Origin of the sequence: Escherichia albertii (assembly GCF_028622335.1) — a bacterium.
In the GTDB taxonomy this organism is placed as follows: domain Bacteria; phylum Pseudomonadota; class Gammaproteobacteria; order Enterobacterales; family Enterobacteriaceae; genus Escherichia; species Escherichia albertii.
The window spans coordinates 1409058-1424305 of the sequence record NZ_CP117568.1 but is presented as its reverse complement, the minus strand read 5'-3'; the positions used below and the strand labels follow the sequence as shown (position 1 = coordinate 1424305).

Here is a 15248-nt window from a genome sequence, read left to right as displayed (position 1 = left end):
TGAATTCGCTGTCCAGATATAAAAACTGCTTGCTGCCTTGTTTATAAAGGGAGGTTATTGTCTCGTCATCTTAAATTTGAGGGGTGACGGAACGCCATGACCATATCGACAACTTCCACGCCGCATGATGCGGTATTTAAATCTTTTTTACGCCATCCAGACACCGCGCGGGATTTTATTGATATTCATCTTCCCGCACCGCTGCGCAAACTGTGTGACTTAACGACGCTCAAACTGGAGCCTAATAGTTTTATTGATGAAGACCTGCGGCAATATTATTCCGATCTCTTGTGGTCTGTGAAAACGCAGGAGGGAGCGGGTTATATTTATGTAGTGATAGAGCACCAAAGTAAGCCGGAAGAATTAATGGCTTTTCGCATGATGCGCTATTCCATTGCTGCGATGCAAAACCATCTTGATGCAGGCTATAAAGAACTGCCTTTGGTGATCCCGATGCTGTTTTATCATGGTTGCAGAAGTCCTTATCCTTATTCTCTCTGCTGGCTTGATGAATTTGCCGAGCCTGCGATTGCCCGCAAAATTTATTCATCGGCTTTTCCGCTGGTGGATATTACCGTGGTGCCAGATGACGAGATTATGCAACATCGCAAAATGGCGTTACTGGAGTTAATTCAGAAACATATTCGTCAGCGCGATCTGTTGGGATTAGTCGACCAAATTGTTTCGCTGCTAGTTACAGGGAACACTAATGACAGACAGCTAAAAGCCCTGTTTAATTACGTATTACAAACGGGGGATGCCCAGCGTTTCCGTGCATTTATTGGTGAGATAACAGAACGCGCACCACAAGAAAAGGAGAAACTGATGACCATTGCTGACAGATTACGTGAAGAAGGGCGGAATGACGGATTAATTCTGGGCAAACGCGAAGAAGCCCTGCGTATTGCTCAGGAGATGCTGGAAAAAGGATTTGACCACGAAGTCATCCTGACGCTGACCCGACTTTCGCCAGACGATCTTATCGCGCAAAGCCACTAACCCTATAACACCGGGAGTTAACTGGCGGATGTTTGCAGTAAACCACATCAGCGAACGACATCCGCCAGCGCCTCGTCTAAATCGTACCAGCGAAACGCAAAACCCGCTTCTTCCAGCCTTTTAGGAAGTGCGCGTTGTCCACCTAACACCAGTACTGAAGATTCGCCCATTAACAACCGAATGGCGGTCGCGGGGGCGCGTATAATCGCCGGGCGATGCAGTGCATGACCGAGCGCATGGGCAAATTGTTCATTGCGTACCGGGTAGGGCGAAACCATATTAAACGGCCCGCGCAGCTCGTTATCCAGCAGCCAGAGAATACCGTTGACCATATCATCGATATGAATCCAGGCCAGATACTGCCGACCGGAACCTATCGGGCCGCCTAAACCGAGGCGAAACGGCGGTAACATTTTGCCGAGGATACCGCCATCAGGTGCCAGCACCACGCCGGTACGCAACAGGCACACGCGCGTTTTGTCGCTTTGCGCCCGACAGGCAATTTCCTCCCAACGGGCGCAGAGTTTATGGGTAAATTCGTTATGCGGCGGTTCTTCTTCAGTGACGACCACTTCCCCCAGATCGCCGTAATAACCCGTCGCCGAACCCGAAATAAACACTGACGGCGGCGTATTGCTGGCGTTAATTAACTCCACCAGTTTTTGTGTGATACTCCAGCGGCTTTGGCAAAGACGCTCTTTTTGCTCGTGAGTCCAGCGTTTATCGGCAATCGGTTCTCCGGCCAGGTTGATTACCGCATCAACGTCGTTGAGGTTGCTTTGATCGGCAAGCCCTTGCCATAGTGTCACCCGGGGACCGAGAACGGAGCTGGCTTTCGGCGGGTTACGCGTCACTACCGTGATTTGATGTCCCAGCTCCAGCAAACGCGGAATCAAATGGCGACCCATTAATCCCGTTCCTCCGGTGATCACTATGTTCATGCTGCCTCCCGATATGGCGGTCAGCGCTGCCAGCTCAAGGTCATTGATACTGAGTCGGCGTAGCGCAGCGCGTGAGGTTTATCGATCTCCACTTCAGCATACGTCACCCAGTGATGTTCACGTGCGATGTCGAGCACATCCTGAGTTAATTTTTCCAGCAAAGAGAAGCGGTTATTTTCAACGTGCTGAATGATGTTTTTGGTGACGGTGCGGTAATTCAGTGCGTCGTTAATATCTTCGCTGGTGCGTGCTTTATCGGCGGGGTAGTGGATAGTGACATTGATAACAATATCCTGACGATTGTTAATCTCTTCGTCTTTAATTCCGATAAACGTACGTAAACGAAGGTTCTTTATACGAATAATAGCGGCAGGTTGTGCCATTGCAGGTTCTCCGTTGTTTTACTTAGACCGAAATAATACACGAGAACCTTTATTTGTTAACCATTCGAAATTTCATCATTGAGTTGAGCTTTTAGCTGTGCCTGGTTGGTAGCCGGACGAGAACGGATTCGCTCATACCAGTTCTTTACCGCCGGATACATCGTGAGATCAATTCGCTGGCGGAGCCATGCATTCACCCACGGCCAGCAGGCAATATCTGCAATGCTGTAATTTTCGCCGCCCAACCAGGGCGAGTTTTCCAGACGCTTGTTCATGACATGATAAAGGCGCAGGGTTTCTACCTGGTAACGCTCAATGGCATAAGGAATGGTCTGTGGTGCAGCATGATTGAAATGATGGTTTTGTCCGAGCATCGGACCCAGTCCGCCAACCTGCCAGAATAACCACTGTAATGTGGCGGCGCGTTCACGCGGTTCGTGACTCAAAAAGAGTCCCGTTTTCTCTGCCAGATACAACAGAATTGCACCGGACTCAAAGAGGCTTAACGGCTCGCCGCCATCGTCTGGCGCGTGATCAACAATTGCCGGAATTTTATTGTTGGGCGAAATACGCAAAAACTCCGGGCGAAACTGGCTGCCTTTACCGAGGTCGACGTTGATTAAGCGATAGTCCAGTCTTGCTTCTTCAAGAAACAACGTAATTTTTTGACCATTCGGTGTTGGGGCGAAATAGAGATCGAGCATCGCGGCTCCGGTTGTCTAATAATCAGAACACCTTAAGTATAGAAAGCGTGGCGATTTGCGTGATTTTTCGTCACATGACAGTGGTGAAAAAGCTCTATAGTTTGATAGCAAGCCCATTTATCGCCGGGGATATAATGAGTGAATCCGCTATTACATGTTGGTCAGGTGCCCGTCATGTATTATCCGCCAGGGGGAGTTGCTGGAGAAAGACCCGCAGTCTATTGATCCTGGTGAATATTTACAGTCCGCATGGCAAGGCTATGGGCCGTTGGCGGCAACGTGTCGGATCGGTTGGTGGATTATGCGGCACTCCGGTAGCAGAGGGCTTCCGTTCAGCGTTTTATTGCACTTTCAGCGAAGCAATCTGGCTGATAGCGGCAGCAGAATCCAGTATTATAGCTTACGTTTTTTCGACGAGGAGTGAGTGATGAAACTGATGTTTGCATCGGACATTCATGGGTCGTTACCGGCGACGGAACGTGTTCTTGATTTATTTGCCCAAAGCGGTGCTCAGTGGCTGGTGATTCTCGGCGATGTGCTGAATCATGGCCCGCGAAACGCACTGCCTGAAGGGTATGCGCCAGCAAAGGTAGCCGAGCGGTTAAATGAAGTGGCGCATAAAATTATCGCAGTGCGTGGCAACTGCGACAGCGAAGTGGATCAGATGCTGCTGCATTTCCCGATGACTGCGCCATGGCAACAGGTGTTAATGGAAAAACAACGACTGTTTCTAACGCATGGTCATCTGTTTGGCCCGGATAATCTGCCTGCTTTAAACCAGAATGATGTTTTGGTGTATGGACACACCCATCTGCCGGTCGCGGAACAGCGGGGAGAAATTTTCCACTTTAACCCCGGTTCGGTGAGCATTCCGAAAGGCGGTTTTCCGGCAAGCTACGGCATGTTGGAAGATGGCGTTTTAAGTGTAATCGCACTCAATGATCAAAGTATCATTGCGCAGGTTGCGATTAATCCGTAATTTACCCAACAACTCAAAATGCGCCGTAAGAGCGCCAGAAAAAGAAGGTTTCCTGATAATGGAACAGCGTCGTTTGGCAAGTACTGAATGGGTGGATATTGTCAATGAAGAGAATGAAGTCATTGCACAAGCCAGCCGGGAACAGATGCGAGCAGAGTGTCTGCGTCATCGTGCAACTTACATTGTAGTGCATGATGGCATGGGCAAAATTCTGGTTCAGCGTCGTACCGAGACAAAAGACTTTTTACCTGGGATGTTAGATGCTACGGCAGGTGGTGTAGTTCAGGCTGATGAGCAACTGCTGGAATCCGCACGCCGCGAGGCGGAAGAAGAGTTGGGCATTGCCGGAGTTCCCTTTGCTGAGCACGGTCAGTTCTATTTTGAGGATAAAAATTGCCGGGTTTGGGGCGCGTTGTTTAGCTGTGTTTCTCACGGCCCCTTCGCCCTTCAGGAAGATGAAATTAGTGAGGTATGCTGGCTGACCCCGGAAGAAATCACCGCTCGTTGCGATGAATTCACGCCAGATTCACTGAAAGCTCTGGCGCTGTGGATGAAGCGTAACGTCAGGAATGAACTAGAAATTCAAGAAGATTCGGAAGAGGCTTAATAAGTTTCAGCAACTTTCTCGTAAGCACAAACTGGGAGCGATGGGTTTTCGATCGCTCCAGTTACCTTCTTTAATTCGTTCCAGTAAAGCCTTCCCTGCCTCCAGACCAATTTTCCGATGAGGAACGGTCATTGTCGTTAACGGGGGCTGGCAAACTTTGCTAACATCACTGTCGCCAAATCCTACTACGGCGAGATCGTCAGGTACTTTGATGCGTCTTCGCTGACATTCATACAAAACACCACAGGCCAGTTCATCAGACACACATACCAGAGCGTCCAGTTCCGGCCATGCGAGTAAAAATTCCGGCAATTGTGACGCCCCGGTGGAAAATACCGGTGGCAGCGCGGCGTTAATAACGCGGTTGGGAGACATATGATGGCGCAACATGGCTTTATACCATCCCTGTAAATGTTGCTGAAAGATCCACTGTTCCTGGTTAGCGCACAGCAGGCCGATATTCTGATAACCACGTTGTACCAGCATATCTGTCAGTTCGAACATCGCAGCGACATTATCAATACCAATGTTCATATCAATCGGGTCGGTACGAATGGCGCCGATTTCCATAACGGGAATTGAAGCATTTTTGAGCCAGTTGCGCACGGTATCGCTATGCTCAACACTGAGCAAAATAGCTGCGGCGATATTCGACGCCAGCAGAGTTTCCAGCACTTTTTCTTCTTGTTCCAGGCGGTGACGTGATTCGGCCAGGATTATCTGATATCCCGCAGGCTGTAGCACATGTTGCAGTCCGGCAAACATTTCTGTACATCCCGCTTCGGCCAGATTGGGGACGACCATCGCAATAGTATGAGAGGATGCCGATGCCAGCGCACTTGCAGTGAGATTAGGCATATACCCCAGTTCATTTACAGCGGCTTCGATCTTCTCTCGTAGTTTATCGGAAACTTGTTCAGGCGTACGTAACGCCCTGGATACCGTCATTGTGCCAACGCCTGCGAGTTGCGCGACATCGGCGATAGTGACTTTACCTGTACTGCGACGTTTTCGGGTTATTGCCATACAAAATCCTGCTCAGCGACTACATATGGAGATCTTTTTTTGCTTGTCATCGACGGCTTCCTGTTGGTAGCAGAGTATACCTCTTAATTTCTGCCGGAAGCTTGGATTTCATCAGTGAAATCCGTTTTGATAGCGCTATCACAAATATGAATGATACATATTGATAGCGCTATCTTTGTGAGATTGATCTCAGATATGCCGCCGTTGCTTGCTTAAAGTCTGCTCATTGATACGGGAAATGAGGAGGACAAGTGCTTAATACCTGGCTTTCTGATTCAACAATTGTATTGCGTAAGAGTGTCGACTCCTGGCAACAGGCATTGGATATTTGCGGCAAACCGTTACTGGACGCTGGACTTATTACAACGGATTATCTTACTGCAATCAAAAAACAGCATGAAAAATTGGGACCCTATTATGTTCTGGCGCCGGGATTGGCGATGCCTCATGCACGACCGGAAGAAGGGGCTAAAGGGTTAGGGTTATCATTATTAAAACTCGAAGAAGGTGTCAGTTTTAATGCCGAGGAATTTGATCCTGTAGATGTCATCGTTTTACTTGCCGCACCAGACAAACACAGTCATATCGAAATGATATCTGCACTGGCTGAGTTATTCTCCAGTGAAAAAGATTTACAGGAATTACATCAGGCTCGTAACCTGGAGGAAATAAAAACGATAATTTCACGATTCTAATTACATTATAAATTCAATCTTTTCACAACATTACGCCATTGCGTGATGGGAACCTCTACAAATTAAAATGGTGAATACAATGAAAATCATGGCTATTTGCGGGTCGGGGCTTGGTAGTAGTTTTATGGTTGAAATGAATATTAAAAAGATCCTGAAAAAAATGGAGATAGATGCGGAAGTGGAACACTCCGATCTTTCATCTGCAACTCCAGGCGCAGCCGATTTGTTTGTGATGGCGAAAGATATTGCAGCCAGCGCCAGCGTGCCGGAAGGTCAACTGGTGGTTATCAACAACATCATTGACATTAATGAACTCGAAACGCAACTGCGCAACTGGTTCGCCAAACGATAATTCTGATTGAAGCGAGGTGGATATGTTTATCCTTGAAACGCTGAATTTTGTTGTTGATATCCTGAAAGTACCCTCGGTACTGGTTGGGTTGATTGCCTTAATTGGCCTGGTTGCGCAGAAAAAAGCTTTTTCTGATGTTGTTAAAGGCACAATTAAAACTATCCTTGGATTTATTGTACTGGGTGGCGGCGCAACGGTCCTGGTCGGGTCGTTAAATCCACTGGGAAGTATGTTTGAACATGCTTTTAATATTCAGGGGATTATCCCAAATAATGAAGCGATAGTTTCAATTGCGCTGGAAAAATATGGCGCTTCTACGGCGTTAATTATGGCATTTGGTATGGTGGCTAATATTATTGTCGCCAGATTTACGCGCCTGAAATATATCTTCCTGACCGGGCACCACACCTTTTATATGGCCTGCATGATTGGCGTCATTCTTACGGTGGCGGGTTTTGAAGGGATTTCACTGGTCTTTACCGGTTCTCTTATTCTGGGACTGGTGATGGCATTTTTCCCGGCGTTGGCCCAACGCTATATGAGGCGTATTACCGGGAATGATGAAATCGCTTTTGGTCACTTTGGTACTCTGGGATATGTGCTCTCTGGCTGGATTGGCAGCGTGTGCGGTAAAGGTTCCCGCTCCACCGAAGAGATGAACTTGCCCAAAAATCTGAGCTTCCTGCGCGACAGTTCCATCTCTATTTCTCTTACGATGATGGTGATTTATCTGATCATGGCGATCAGTGCCGGGCGTGAGTACGTTGAAAGCCAGTTCAGTGGCGGTCAAAACTACCTTGTCTACGCCATCATTATGGCCATCACCTTCGCTGCTGGCGTATTTATCATTCTGCAAGGTGTACGTTTAATTCTCGCGGAAATTGTACCTGCATTTACCGGGTTCTCGGAAAAGTTGGTACCGAATGCCCGTCCAGCCCTCGATTGCCCGGTTGTGTATCCGTATGCGCCAAACGCAGTATTAGTTGGTTTCTTGTTTAGCTTTCTTGGCGGTTTGGTGGGGCTATTTTTGTTGGGGCAGATGAAGCTGGTGCTGATCCTTCCTGGTGTCGTTCCCCACTTCTTCACCGGTGCGACTGCAGGCGTATTTGGTAACGCTACAGGCGGACGTCGCGGTGCAATGATCGGGGCGTTTGCGAATGGGTTATTGATTACCTTCTTGCCTGTGTTGCTACTGCCTGTTCTCGGGGCGATTGGGTTTGCCAATACCACGTTTTCTGATGCTGATTTTGGTGCTGTCGGCATCGTTCTTGGCAACCTTGCGCGATATCTCTCTCCTTTTGCGATTACGGGGGTTGTGGTAGCGCTGTTTGTATTGCTGGTCGCCTGGAATATTTTTGCCAAAAATAAAGTCGCTACTAAGGCGCAAGAGACGAGTGGAGCCAAATCATGAATGTCAGAGAAGTCACTCAATTTGCACGGGATATTCGCACCGAAACACTTAAATCGCTGAATCATCTTGGTTTTGGCCATTATGGCGGCTGTATGTCGGTGGTTGAAACGCTGGCGGTACTGTATGGCGTAGTGATGAAAATTGATCCTGCGGATCCTGACTGGCCTGAGCGTGACTACTTTGTGTTGTCGAAAGGACATGCAGGGCCGGCTCTTTATAGCACTCTGGCGCTGAAAGGTTATTTTCCTCTGGAAGAATTAAGAACCTTAAATCAGAACGGTACACGTTTACCAAGTCATCCCGACAGATTAAAAACTCGCGGTGTGGATGCCACTACAGGATCGCTGGGGCAGGGGATATCTATTGCTGGTGGGATGGCGCTCTCCCATAAACTGGCGGGGCGCCGTAATCGGGTTTTTTGTATTGTCGGCGACGGAGAGCTTAATGAAGGCCAGTGCTGGGAAGCCTTCCAGTTTATTGCTCACCATCGACTGAATAATCTCACGGTTTTCATCGACTGGAATAAACAACAACTTGATGGCGAACTGGATAAGATTATCAATCCATTTGATTTAGAAGCGAAATTCCGTGCTTTTGGTTTTGATGTCATAACGGTAAAAGGCGATGACATTAATGAGTTAGTGCGGGTAGTGAAACCTGTCAGGCCGGCAGATGCCAGACCACTTGTTGTCATCCTTGATACCATTAAAGGGCAGGGCGTGCCGTACCTTGAGCAACTTAGCAATTCTCATCACCTGCGTCTGACGCCAGAAATGAAGGAGACGTTAAACGAAACTATTCGCCAACTGGAGGCCATGCATGATTAAGCTCGCACCTGCAGGACAAAAAGACAGTATTGAAATGCGCAAAGTCTATGCCGGATTCATCGCGCAGCAGATTGAGACTGATAGTGCTGTCATTGCCCTTGAAGCGGATTTAATGAGCTCCATGGCAATGGATAGCGTGGCGCGGGATTATCCACAGCAGGTAATCAACTGCGGCATTATGGAAGCCAATGTTATTGGTACAGCAGCAGGTCTGGCGTTGACTGGTCGCAAGCCATTTGTGCACACTTTTACCGCATTCGCCAGCCGTCGATGTTTTGATCAGTTATTTATGTCGCTCGATTACCAACGTGGCAATGTCAAAGTGATCGCTTCCGATGCAGGCGTTACTGCCTGTCACAACGGCGGAACACATATGTCGTTTGAAGACATGGGAATTGTGCGTGGGCTGGCGCATTCGGTGGTGCTGGAAATGACCGATGCGGTGATGTTTAGTGATATTTTACGCCAGCTTGTGGCGCTTGATGGTTTTTACTGGGTTCGTACGATCCGCAAGCAAGCGACAAGTATCTATGCGCCAGGAACAACATTTTCCATTGGTAAGGGGAATGTCCTGCGTGAAGGCACTGATATCACGCTGATTGCTAATGGCATTATGGTTGCGGAAGCTCTGGAGGCTGCACGTCAACTGGAGCAGAGTGGCGTGAGTGCCGCGGTGATTGATATGTTTACCCTTAAACCTGTGGATCGCATGTTGATTAGAAATTATGCCGAGAAAACAGGGCGTATTGTGACTTGTGAAAACCACAGTATTCACAATGGACTGGGATCGGCTGTTGCGGAGGTCCTGGTCGAAAGCTGTCCGGTACCGATGCGTCGCGTGGGGGTGAAGGAGCGCTATGGTCAGGTAGGAACTCAGGACTTTTTACAGAGAGAGTACGGATTAACAGCGCATGATATTGTAGCGGCAGCCAGAGAGTTATTGTAATCAGTTCCCCTTGCCAGAGAGACTGGCAAGGGGATTTTCGACTTAATGGTAACCCATTAATTGAGCGCCAATCACCACCACGCTGGACATAATAAACAGCAGTCCAAGTAGCGTCGCCCCAACTTTAAGCCAGTTACGGAAGTCTACCCGGCAGACCCCCAGCGTTGCCATTAGTGAAGCTGAGGTTGGGTAAATGATGTGACTGAAGCCATCACCAAACTGGAAGGCCAGCACGGTAACCTGACGGTTAACCCCGACCAGATCGCCGAGCGGTGCCAGTAACGGCATGGTTAACGCAGCCTGACCAGAGCCGGATGTGACAAAGAAATTAAATACCGCCTGGAAGAGAAGCATAAACCAGGCGGCGACCGCGTTATCCAGTCCGCTAATAGCATTAGCAATACTGTTGAGGATAGTATTTAACACGCTGGCATCGCCTGCTTCGCCGTTACCAACCAGCAGCAAAATCCCTTTGGCGAAACCAACTAACAGGGCTGGGGCGATCATCATTCGTGCCCCTTCGGTAAATGACGAGGCCATCGTGTTAACGGTCATGCCGTTAAGACGGAAGATAACGCCGATGATGCCAATCACCAGCCCCATGGCGAAGAACTGGCTGGCAATCTCTGGAATAAACCAGGCATTAACGATCACGCCCCAAATCACCCAGATAATCACCGCAGTTAAAACAATCAAGACCAGCCAGTCACCCAGGGTGAACGGGCGCTCTTCAACATCAGCCTGCTTTTCGCGGAAGAAGCGATCGGACTCATGAACGCGTGACAGCAGAGGATTCTTTTTCACTCGTGAGGCGTACACCATGGTGAAGACCAGGCCAATCAGCGTGGCGATAACCCACACTACGATGCGCAAGCCTGAGCCGGAAAGGACCGGAACCCCCGCAATCCCCTGAGCGACGACCACGCAAAACGGGTTCATCCACGAACTGGCAAAACCGATCTGCGTGGCAATATAGGTTACCAGGACGGTGGTAATACTGTCATAACCCAGCCGGACCATAAGCGGGGCGATAATGATGGCAAAGGCGACAGCCTCTTCCCCCATACCGAATACTGCGCCACCGAGCGAAAAGAGAATAAACAGCGCCGGGATGAAGAGGATTTCATTTCCCCGCGTATGGCGGATAAGCGCCAGAATGCCGTTATCAATGGTTCCTGTACGCATGACGATGCCAAACGCGCCACCAATCACCAGCATAAACATGATGATGCCAACGGCTGTCCCATATTTCGAGCCAGAGGTAAGTCCTTCAAACGGGAAATTCATCAGGCCCGGACGTTCATCTCCCGTCGAAAACAGTTGTACGCGGTGATACTCCGGTTCACCTGCCTCGTTGGTCAAAATGCGAAATGAGTGAGGATCTACGACTTTGCGCGTTTTTGTCTGACCATCAACCTGATACTGCACTTCCTGGCTGTCAAACATCCCCACCGGAACAACCCAGGTGGCGAGACTGGTTAAAATAGCGACAAAAAAGATAATCACCAACGTATCGGGCATTGCCCATCTTCTGGTTGGTTTAGATTCAGTTATTGCGGACATAGCGCAAACTTTCCCTGAGATAAGAAAAAGAAATAAGTATGCAAAGCGAGGCGTGGTAATTCATTGATGCAGCGCAGTTAAGCTGAATAATCAGGCACTACTTTTCACTGCGTAGAGAATAAAAATCCGGAAATAGTGACTATTTCCGGATTTGGTTTCCGCAATATTGCGAAACAGGTGTGATTACTGCTGCTGAGCAGACTGAATCGCGGTCAGAGCGATGGTGTAGACGATATCGTCAACCAGAGCGCCACGGGACAGGTCGTTAACCGGTTTGCGCATACCTTGCAGCATTGGCCCGATGGAGATCAGGTCGGCAGAACGCTGTACCGCTTTGTAGGTGGTGTTACCGGTGTTCAGATCCGGGAAGATGAACACGGTAGCGCGGCCTGCAACCGGAGAGTTCGGCGCTTTAGATTTCGCAACGTCAGCCATTACCGCAGCGTCGTACTGCAGCGGGCCGTCGATCATCAGGTCAGGACGTTTTTCCTGCGCCAGACGAGTCGCTTCGCGAACTTTCTCTACGTCGCTACCAGCACCAGAGGTACCGGTGGAGTAGGAAAGCATTGCTACGCGCGGTTCGATACCGAAAGCAGCGGCGGAATCTGCGGACTGAATTGCGATTTCTGCCAGTTGTTCAGCAGTCGGATCCGGGTTGATCGCACAGTCACCGTAAACGTAAACCTGCTCCGGCAGCAGCATGAAGAACACGGAAGATACCAGAGAGCTGCCCGGCGCAGTTTTGATCAACTGCAGCGGCGGACGGATGGTGTTTGCAGTGGTGTGAACTGCACCAGAAACCAGACCGTCAACTTCATTCTGTTCCAGCATCATAGTACCGAGAACCACGTTGTCTTCCAGCTGTTCGCGGGCAACGGTTTCGGTCATACCTTTGTTCTTACGCAGTTCGACCAGACGAGCAACATAGTTTTCGCGAACCACTTCTGGATCAACGATTTCAATGCCTGCGCCCAGTTCTACGCCCTGAGATGCAGCTACGCGGTTAATCTCTGCCGGGTTACCCAACAGTACGCAAGTCGCGATACCACGTTCCGCACAGATAGCGGCTGCTTTAACGGTACGCGGTTCGTCGCCTTCCGGCAGAACGATACGTTTGCCCGCTTTGCGCGCCAGTTCAGTCAGCTGATAACGGAACGCTGGCGGAGACAGACGGCGGCTACGCTCAGAAGTCGCGGTCAGAGAATCGATCCAGTCAGCGTTGATGTAGTTAGCAACGTATTCCTGAACTTTTTCGATACGCTCATGATCGTCAACCGGAACTTCCAGATTGAAGCTCTGCAGGCTCAGAGAAGTCTGCCAGGTGTTGGTGTTCACCATGAATACCGGCAGGCCGGTCGCGAAAGCACGTTCGCACAGTTTGGAAATGCGCGCGTCCATTTCGTAGCCGCCAGTCAGCAGCAGGGCGCCGATTTCTACGCCATTCATTGCAGCCAGGCAAGCAGCAACCAGAACGTCAGGACGGTCTGCGGAAGTTACCAGCAGAGAGCCAGCACGGAAGTGTTCCAGCATGTGCGGAATGCTACGTGCGCAGAAAGTGACGGATTTCACACGGCGAGTGTTGATGTCGCCTTCGTTGATAATGGTCGCGTTCAGGTGGCGAGCCATGTCGATCGCACGGGTCGCGATCAGATCAAAGCTCCACGGCACAGCGCCGAGAACCGGCAGCGGGCTGGAATCTTGCAGCTTCGCCGGATCAACGTTGTTCACTTTTGCTTTGGTGGAGTCGTCAAAAATCTCGGACAGATCAGGACGGGTACGCCCCTGCTCATCAACCGGTGCGTTCAGTTTGTTAACGATAACGCCGGTGATATTGGTGTTTTTTTCACCGCCAAAGCTGTTGCGAGTCAGTTCGATACGCTCTTTGAGTTGCTCCGGGGTGTCAGTACCCTGAGACATAACGAAGACGATTTCCGCGTTCAGCGTTTTCGCGATTTCGTAGTTCAGAGACTGGGCAAACTGGTGCTTACGTGTCGGTACCAGACCTTCAACCAGAACCACTTCAGCGTCTTTGGTGTTAGCGTGGTAGTTCGCGACGATCTCTTCCATCAGCACATCTTTTTTATTGCTGGAAAGCAGACCTTCAACGTAGCTCATTTTCAGCGGTTCAGCGGCTGTCGTGGTGGAAGAGCTGGCACGCACGATAGTCGTTGTCTGATCGGGCGCATCGCCACCGGTACGCGGCTGAGCAATAGGTTTGAAAACGCTCAGACGAACGCCTTTGCGTTCCATAGCACGGATAACGCCGAGGCTGACGCTGGTCAGTCCGACGCTGGTTCCGGTAGGGATCAGCATAATAATACGGGACACGGTTTATCCTCTTTCGTTACCGCCGATTTGGCGGGTTACAAAACAGCACCGCCAGCTGGGCTGGCGGTGTGAAATCAGGCAGTCAGGCGGCTCGCGTCTTGCGCGATAACCAGTTCTTCGTTGGTTGGGATAACCACCGCAGGACGGGTACCTTCTTTGTTGATGAAACCAGATTTGCCGAAACGTGCAGCCAGGTTGCGTTCATGGTCAATTTCGAAGCCCAGTACGCCCAGTTTGCCCAGAGACAGTTCACGAACCATCGCGGCATTTTCACCAATACCACCGGTGAATACAACGGCATCCAGACGACCATCCATCAACGCGGTGTAAGCGCCGATGTATTTCGCCAGACGGTGGCAGTAAACGTCCATTGCGCGTTTTGCATCTTCTTTTGTCGCATAGTTGTCTTCAACATAGCGGCAGTCGCTGGTTACTTCGGTCAGACCCAGCAGGCCGGACTCTTTGGTCAGCAGTTTGTTGATGGCATCAACGCTCATGCCGAGGGTGTCGTGCAGGTGGAAAATGATCGCCGGATCGATGTCGCCGGAACGAGTACCCATGACCAGGCCTTCCAGCGGGGTCAGACCCATAGAGGTGTCAACACATTTGCCGTTGCGGATAGCAGAAACGGAACCACCGTTGCCCAGGTGGCAGGTGATGATGTTCAGCTCTTCTACTGGCTTGTTCAGCATTTTCGCCGCTTCCTGAGTTACATAGAAGTGGCTGGTGCCGTGTGCGCCGTAACGACGGATGCCGTGCTCTTTGTACAGATTGTACGGCAGGGCGTAGAGGTAAGACTCTTCCGGCATAGTCTGGTGGAATGCGGTGTCGAACACGGCAACGTTTTTGTCTTTCAATTGTGGGAAGGCTTTCAGCGCTTCTTCGATACCGATCAGGTGAGCCGGGTTGTGCAGCGGTGCAAAAGAAGCCGCATCTTTGATACCCTGAATAACAGACTCATCGATTACTACGGAGCTGGTATACTTCTCGCCGCCGTGTACGATACGGTGACCGATAGCAGTCAGCTGCGCAGAAAGTTCTGGTTTTTGTGCCAGAATAGTATTAACGATAAAGTTCAGCGCTTCACTGTGAGCGGCGCCTGCACCTAAAGCCGCTTCTTGTTTATTGCCGTCCATTTTCCATTTGATACGCGCTTCAGGCAGGTGGAAACATTCGGCCAAACCAGAAAGATACTCTTCACCATTTACTGCATCGATGATTGCAAATTTCAGTGAAGAACTACCGCAGTTCAGAACCAGTACTAACTTACTCGACATGGAAGTACCTATAATTGATACGTGGCTAAAAAAACGTCAGGGAGCCATAGAGCGTAGCGCATGATGACGCTGACATTTATGATTAACATCATGCACTGCAAAATTTTTTGCATGATGGAAGAAATATCTTGAGTCTATGCCATTTTGCGTAATTTTCAGCCAATGGCATAATGTATATGAATTTGACGACTCAATGATTATGTACTACTC

General features: G+C 49.7%; 15 protein-coding genes. 8 read left to right on the top strand and 7 right to left on the bottom strand.

All coding sequences use genetic code 11. From position 1 onward, the window contains the following. Window positions 1–96 precede the first annotated feature (96 nt). Window positions 97–999 carry an Rpn family recombination-promoting nuclease/putative transposase gene (locus PS053_RS06960; RefSeq protein WP_151401207.1) on the top strand — a complete coding sequence of 301 codons (903 nt, stop codon included), beginning with the start codon at window positions 97–99 and terminating at the stop codon, window positions 997–999. 47 nt (window positions 1000–1046) lie between these two features. Here the strand turns inward: PS053_RS06960 and PS053_RS06955 are convergent, their stop codons facing one another. From PS053_RS06955 to yfcG, 3 genes are read right to left on the bottom strand one after another with little or no spacing between them, the layout of a single operon-like run. Further along, on the bottom strand, window positions 1047–1940 hold the full coding sequence (locus PS053_RS06955; RefSeq protein WP_059223841.1) for a TIGR01777 family oxidoreductase: 894 nt from the start codon (window positions 1938–1940) through the stop codon (window positions 1047–1049). A 20-nt stretch (window positions 1941–1960) separates the two neighbouring features. Continuing rightward, a complete protein-coding gene (gene folX / locus PS053_RS06950; protein ID WP_000068455.1) occupies window positions 1961–2323 on the bottom strand; it encodes a dihydroneopterin triphosphate 2'-epimerase in 363 nt (120 codons plus the stop codon). Between the two features lie 56 nt (window positions 2324–2379). Continuing rightward, a complete protein-coding gene (gene yfcG / locus PS053_RS06945) occupies window positions 2380–3027 on the bottom strand; it encodes a GSH-dependent disulfide bond oxidoreductase (protein ID WP_059217374.1) in 648 nt (215 codons plus the stop codon). Window positions 3028–3454: 427 nt separating this feature from the next. On the opposite strand from yfcG, the gene yfcE reads away from it, so the two are divergent. Both yfcE and yfcD read left to right on the top strand, forming a co-directional pair. After that, window positions 3455–4006, top strand: coding sequence for a phosphodiesterase (gene yfcE / locus PS053_RS06940; protein WP_002461696.1), 552 nt, complete (start codon window positions 3455–3457; stop codon window positions 4004–4006). A 58-nt stretch (window positions 4007–4064) separates the two neighbouring features. Continuing rightward, window positions 4065–4613: an NUDIX hydrolase YfcD gene (gene yfcD / locus PS053_RS06935; RefSeq protein ID WP_000437929.1), complete on the top strand. Its 549-nt coding sequence runs from the start codon at window positions 4065–4067 to the stop codon at window positions 4611–4613. A 6-nt stretch (window positions 4614–4619) separates the two neighbouring features. Here yfcD and PS053_RS06930 read toward each other — a convergent pair whose 3' ends face one another. Beyond that, window positions 4620–5639, bottom strand: a complete 1020-nt coding sequence (locus tag PS053_RS06930; protein ID WP_001018810.1) for a LacI family DNA-binding transcriptional regulator — start codon at window positions 5637–5639, stop codon at window positions 4620–4622. A gap of 251 nt (window positions 5640–5890) precedes the next feature. On the opposite strand from PS053_RS06930, the gene PS053_RS06925 reads away from it, so the two are divergent. From PS053_RS06925 to PS053_RS06905, 5 genes are all read left to right on the top strand, one after another. Beyond that, the gene (locus PS053_RS06925) at window positions 5891–6334 is read left to right on the top strand and encodes a PTS sugar transporter subunit IIA (RefSeq protein WP_256879000.1); all 444 of its coding nucleotides are present in this window, start codon (window positions 5891–5893) and stop codon (window positions 6332–6334) included. A gap of 79 nt (window positions 6335–6413) precedes the next feature. After that, the gene (locus tag PS053_RS06920; protein ID WP_000699817.1) at window positions 6414–6686 is read left to right on the top strand and encodes a PTS sugar transporter subunit IIB; all 273 of its coding nucleotides are present in this window, start codon (window positions 6414–6416) and stop codon (window positions 6684–6686) included. Window positions 6687–6708: 22 nt separating this feature from the next. Beyond that, window positions 6709–8097 carry a PTS ascorbate transporter subunit IIC gene (locus tag PS053_RS06915; protein WP_000470234.1) on the top strand — a complete coding sequence of 463 codons (1389 nt, stop codon included), beginning with the start codon at window positions 6709–6711 and terminating at the stop codon, window positions 8095–8097. Then, on the top strand, window positions 8094–8924 hold the full coding sequence (locus tag PS053_RS06910; RefSeq protein WP_001102826.1) for a transketolase: 831 nt from the start codon (window positions 8094–8096) through the stop codon (window positions 8922–8924). Before PS053_RS06915 ends, PS053_RS06910 begins: the two co-directional genes overlap by 4 nt. Further along, window positions 8917–9870 carry a transketolase family protein gene (locus PS053_RS06905; protein ID WP_000593042.1) on the top strand — a complete coding sequence of 318 codons (954 nt, stop codon included), beginning with the start codon at window positions 8917–8919 and terminating at the stop codon, window positions 9868–9870. Before PS053_RS06910 ends, PS053_RS06905 begins: the two co-directional genes overlap by 8 nt. A gap of 42 nt (window positions 9871–9912) precedes the next feature. Here PS053_RS06905 and yfcC read toward each other — a convergent pair whose 3' ends face one another. The 3 genes from yfcC to ackA form a co-directional block, all read right to left on the bottom strand. Continuing rightward, window positions 9913–11433: a putative basic amino acid antiporter YfcC gene (gene yfcC / locus PS053_RS06900; RefSeq protein ID WP_001274484.1), complete on the bottom strand. Its 1521-nt coding sequence runs from the start codon at window positions 11431–11433 to the stop codon at window positions 9913–9915. Window positions 11434–11616: 183 nt separating this feature from the next. After that, complete coding sequence (gene pta, locus PS053_RS06895; protein WP_000086738.1) at window positions 11617–13761, bottom strand: phosphate acetyltransferase; 2145 nt, start codon at window positions 13759–13761, stop codon at window positions 11617–11619. Between the two features lie 74 nt (window positions 13762–13835). Then, entirely contained in the window at window positions 13836–15038 is a 1203-nt protein-coding gene (gene ackA / locus PS053_RS06890; protein WP_000095701.1) for an acetate kinase, read from the bottom strand. Window positions 15039–15248: the final 210 nt, after the last annotated feature.

Coding starts and splice junctions, on each gene's coding strand:
- yfcE (WP_002461696.1), top strand. CDS start 3,455: ATGAAACTGATGTTTGCATCGGACATTCATGGGTCGTTACCGGCGACG.
- yfcD (WP_000437929.1), top strand. CDS start 4,065: ATGGAACAGCGTCGTTTGGCAAGTACTGAATGGGTGGATATTGTCAAT.
- ackA (WP_000095701.1), bottom strand. CDS start 15,038: ATGTCGAGTAAGTTAGTACTGGTTCTGAACTGCGGTAGTTCTTCACTG.
- PS053_RS06910 (WP_001102826.1), top strand. CDS start 8,094: ATGAATGTCAGAGAAGTCACTCAATTTGCACGGGATATTCGCACCGAA.
- PS053_RS06930 (WP_001018810.1), bottom strand. CDS start 5,639: ATGGCAATAACCCGAAAACGTCGCAGTACAGGTAAAGTCACTATCGCC.
- PS053_RS06960 (WP_151401207.1), top strand. CDS start 97: ATGACCATATCGACAACTTCCACGCCGCATGATGCGGTATTTAAATCT.
- yfcG (WP_059217374.1), bottom strand. CDS start 3,027: ATGCTCGATCTCTATTTCGCCCCAACACCGAATGGTCAAAAAATTACG.
- PS053_RS06915 (WP_000470234.1), top strand. CDS start 6,709: ATGTTTATCCTTGAAACGCTGAATTTTGTTGTTGATATCCTGAAAGTA.
- folX (WP_000068455.1), bottom strand. CDS start 2,323: ATGGCACAACCTGCCGCTATTATTCGTATAAAGAACCTTCGTTTACGT.
- PS053_RS06955 (WP_059223841.1), bottom strand. CDS start 1,940: ATGAACATAGTGATCACCGGAGGAACGGGATTAATGGGTCGCCATTTG.
- yfcC (WP_001274484.1), bottom strand. CDS start 11,433: ATGTCCGCAATAACTGAATCTAAACCAACCAGAAGATGGGCAATGCCC.
- PS053_RS06920 (WP_000699817.1), top strand. CDS start 6,414: ATGAAAATCATGGCTATTTGCGGGTCGGGGCTTGGTAGTAGTTTTATG.
- PS053_RS06905 (WP_000593042.1), top strand. CDS start 8,917: ATGATTAAGCTCGCACCTGCAGGACAAAAAGACAGTATTGAAATGCGC.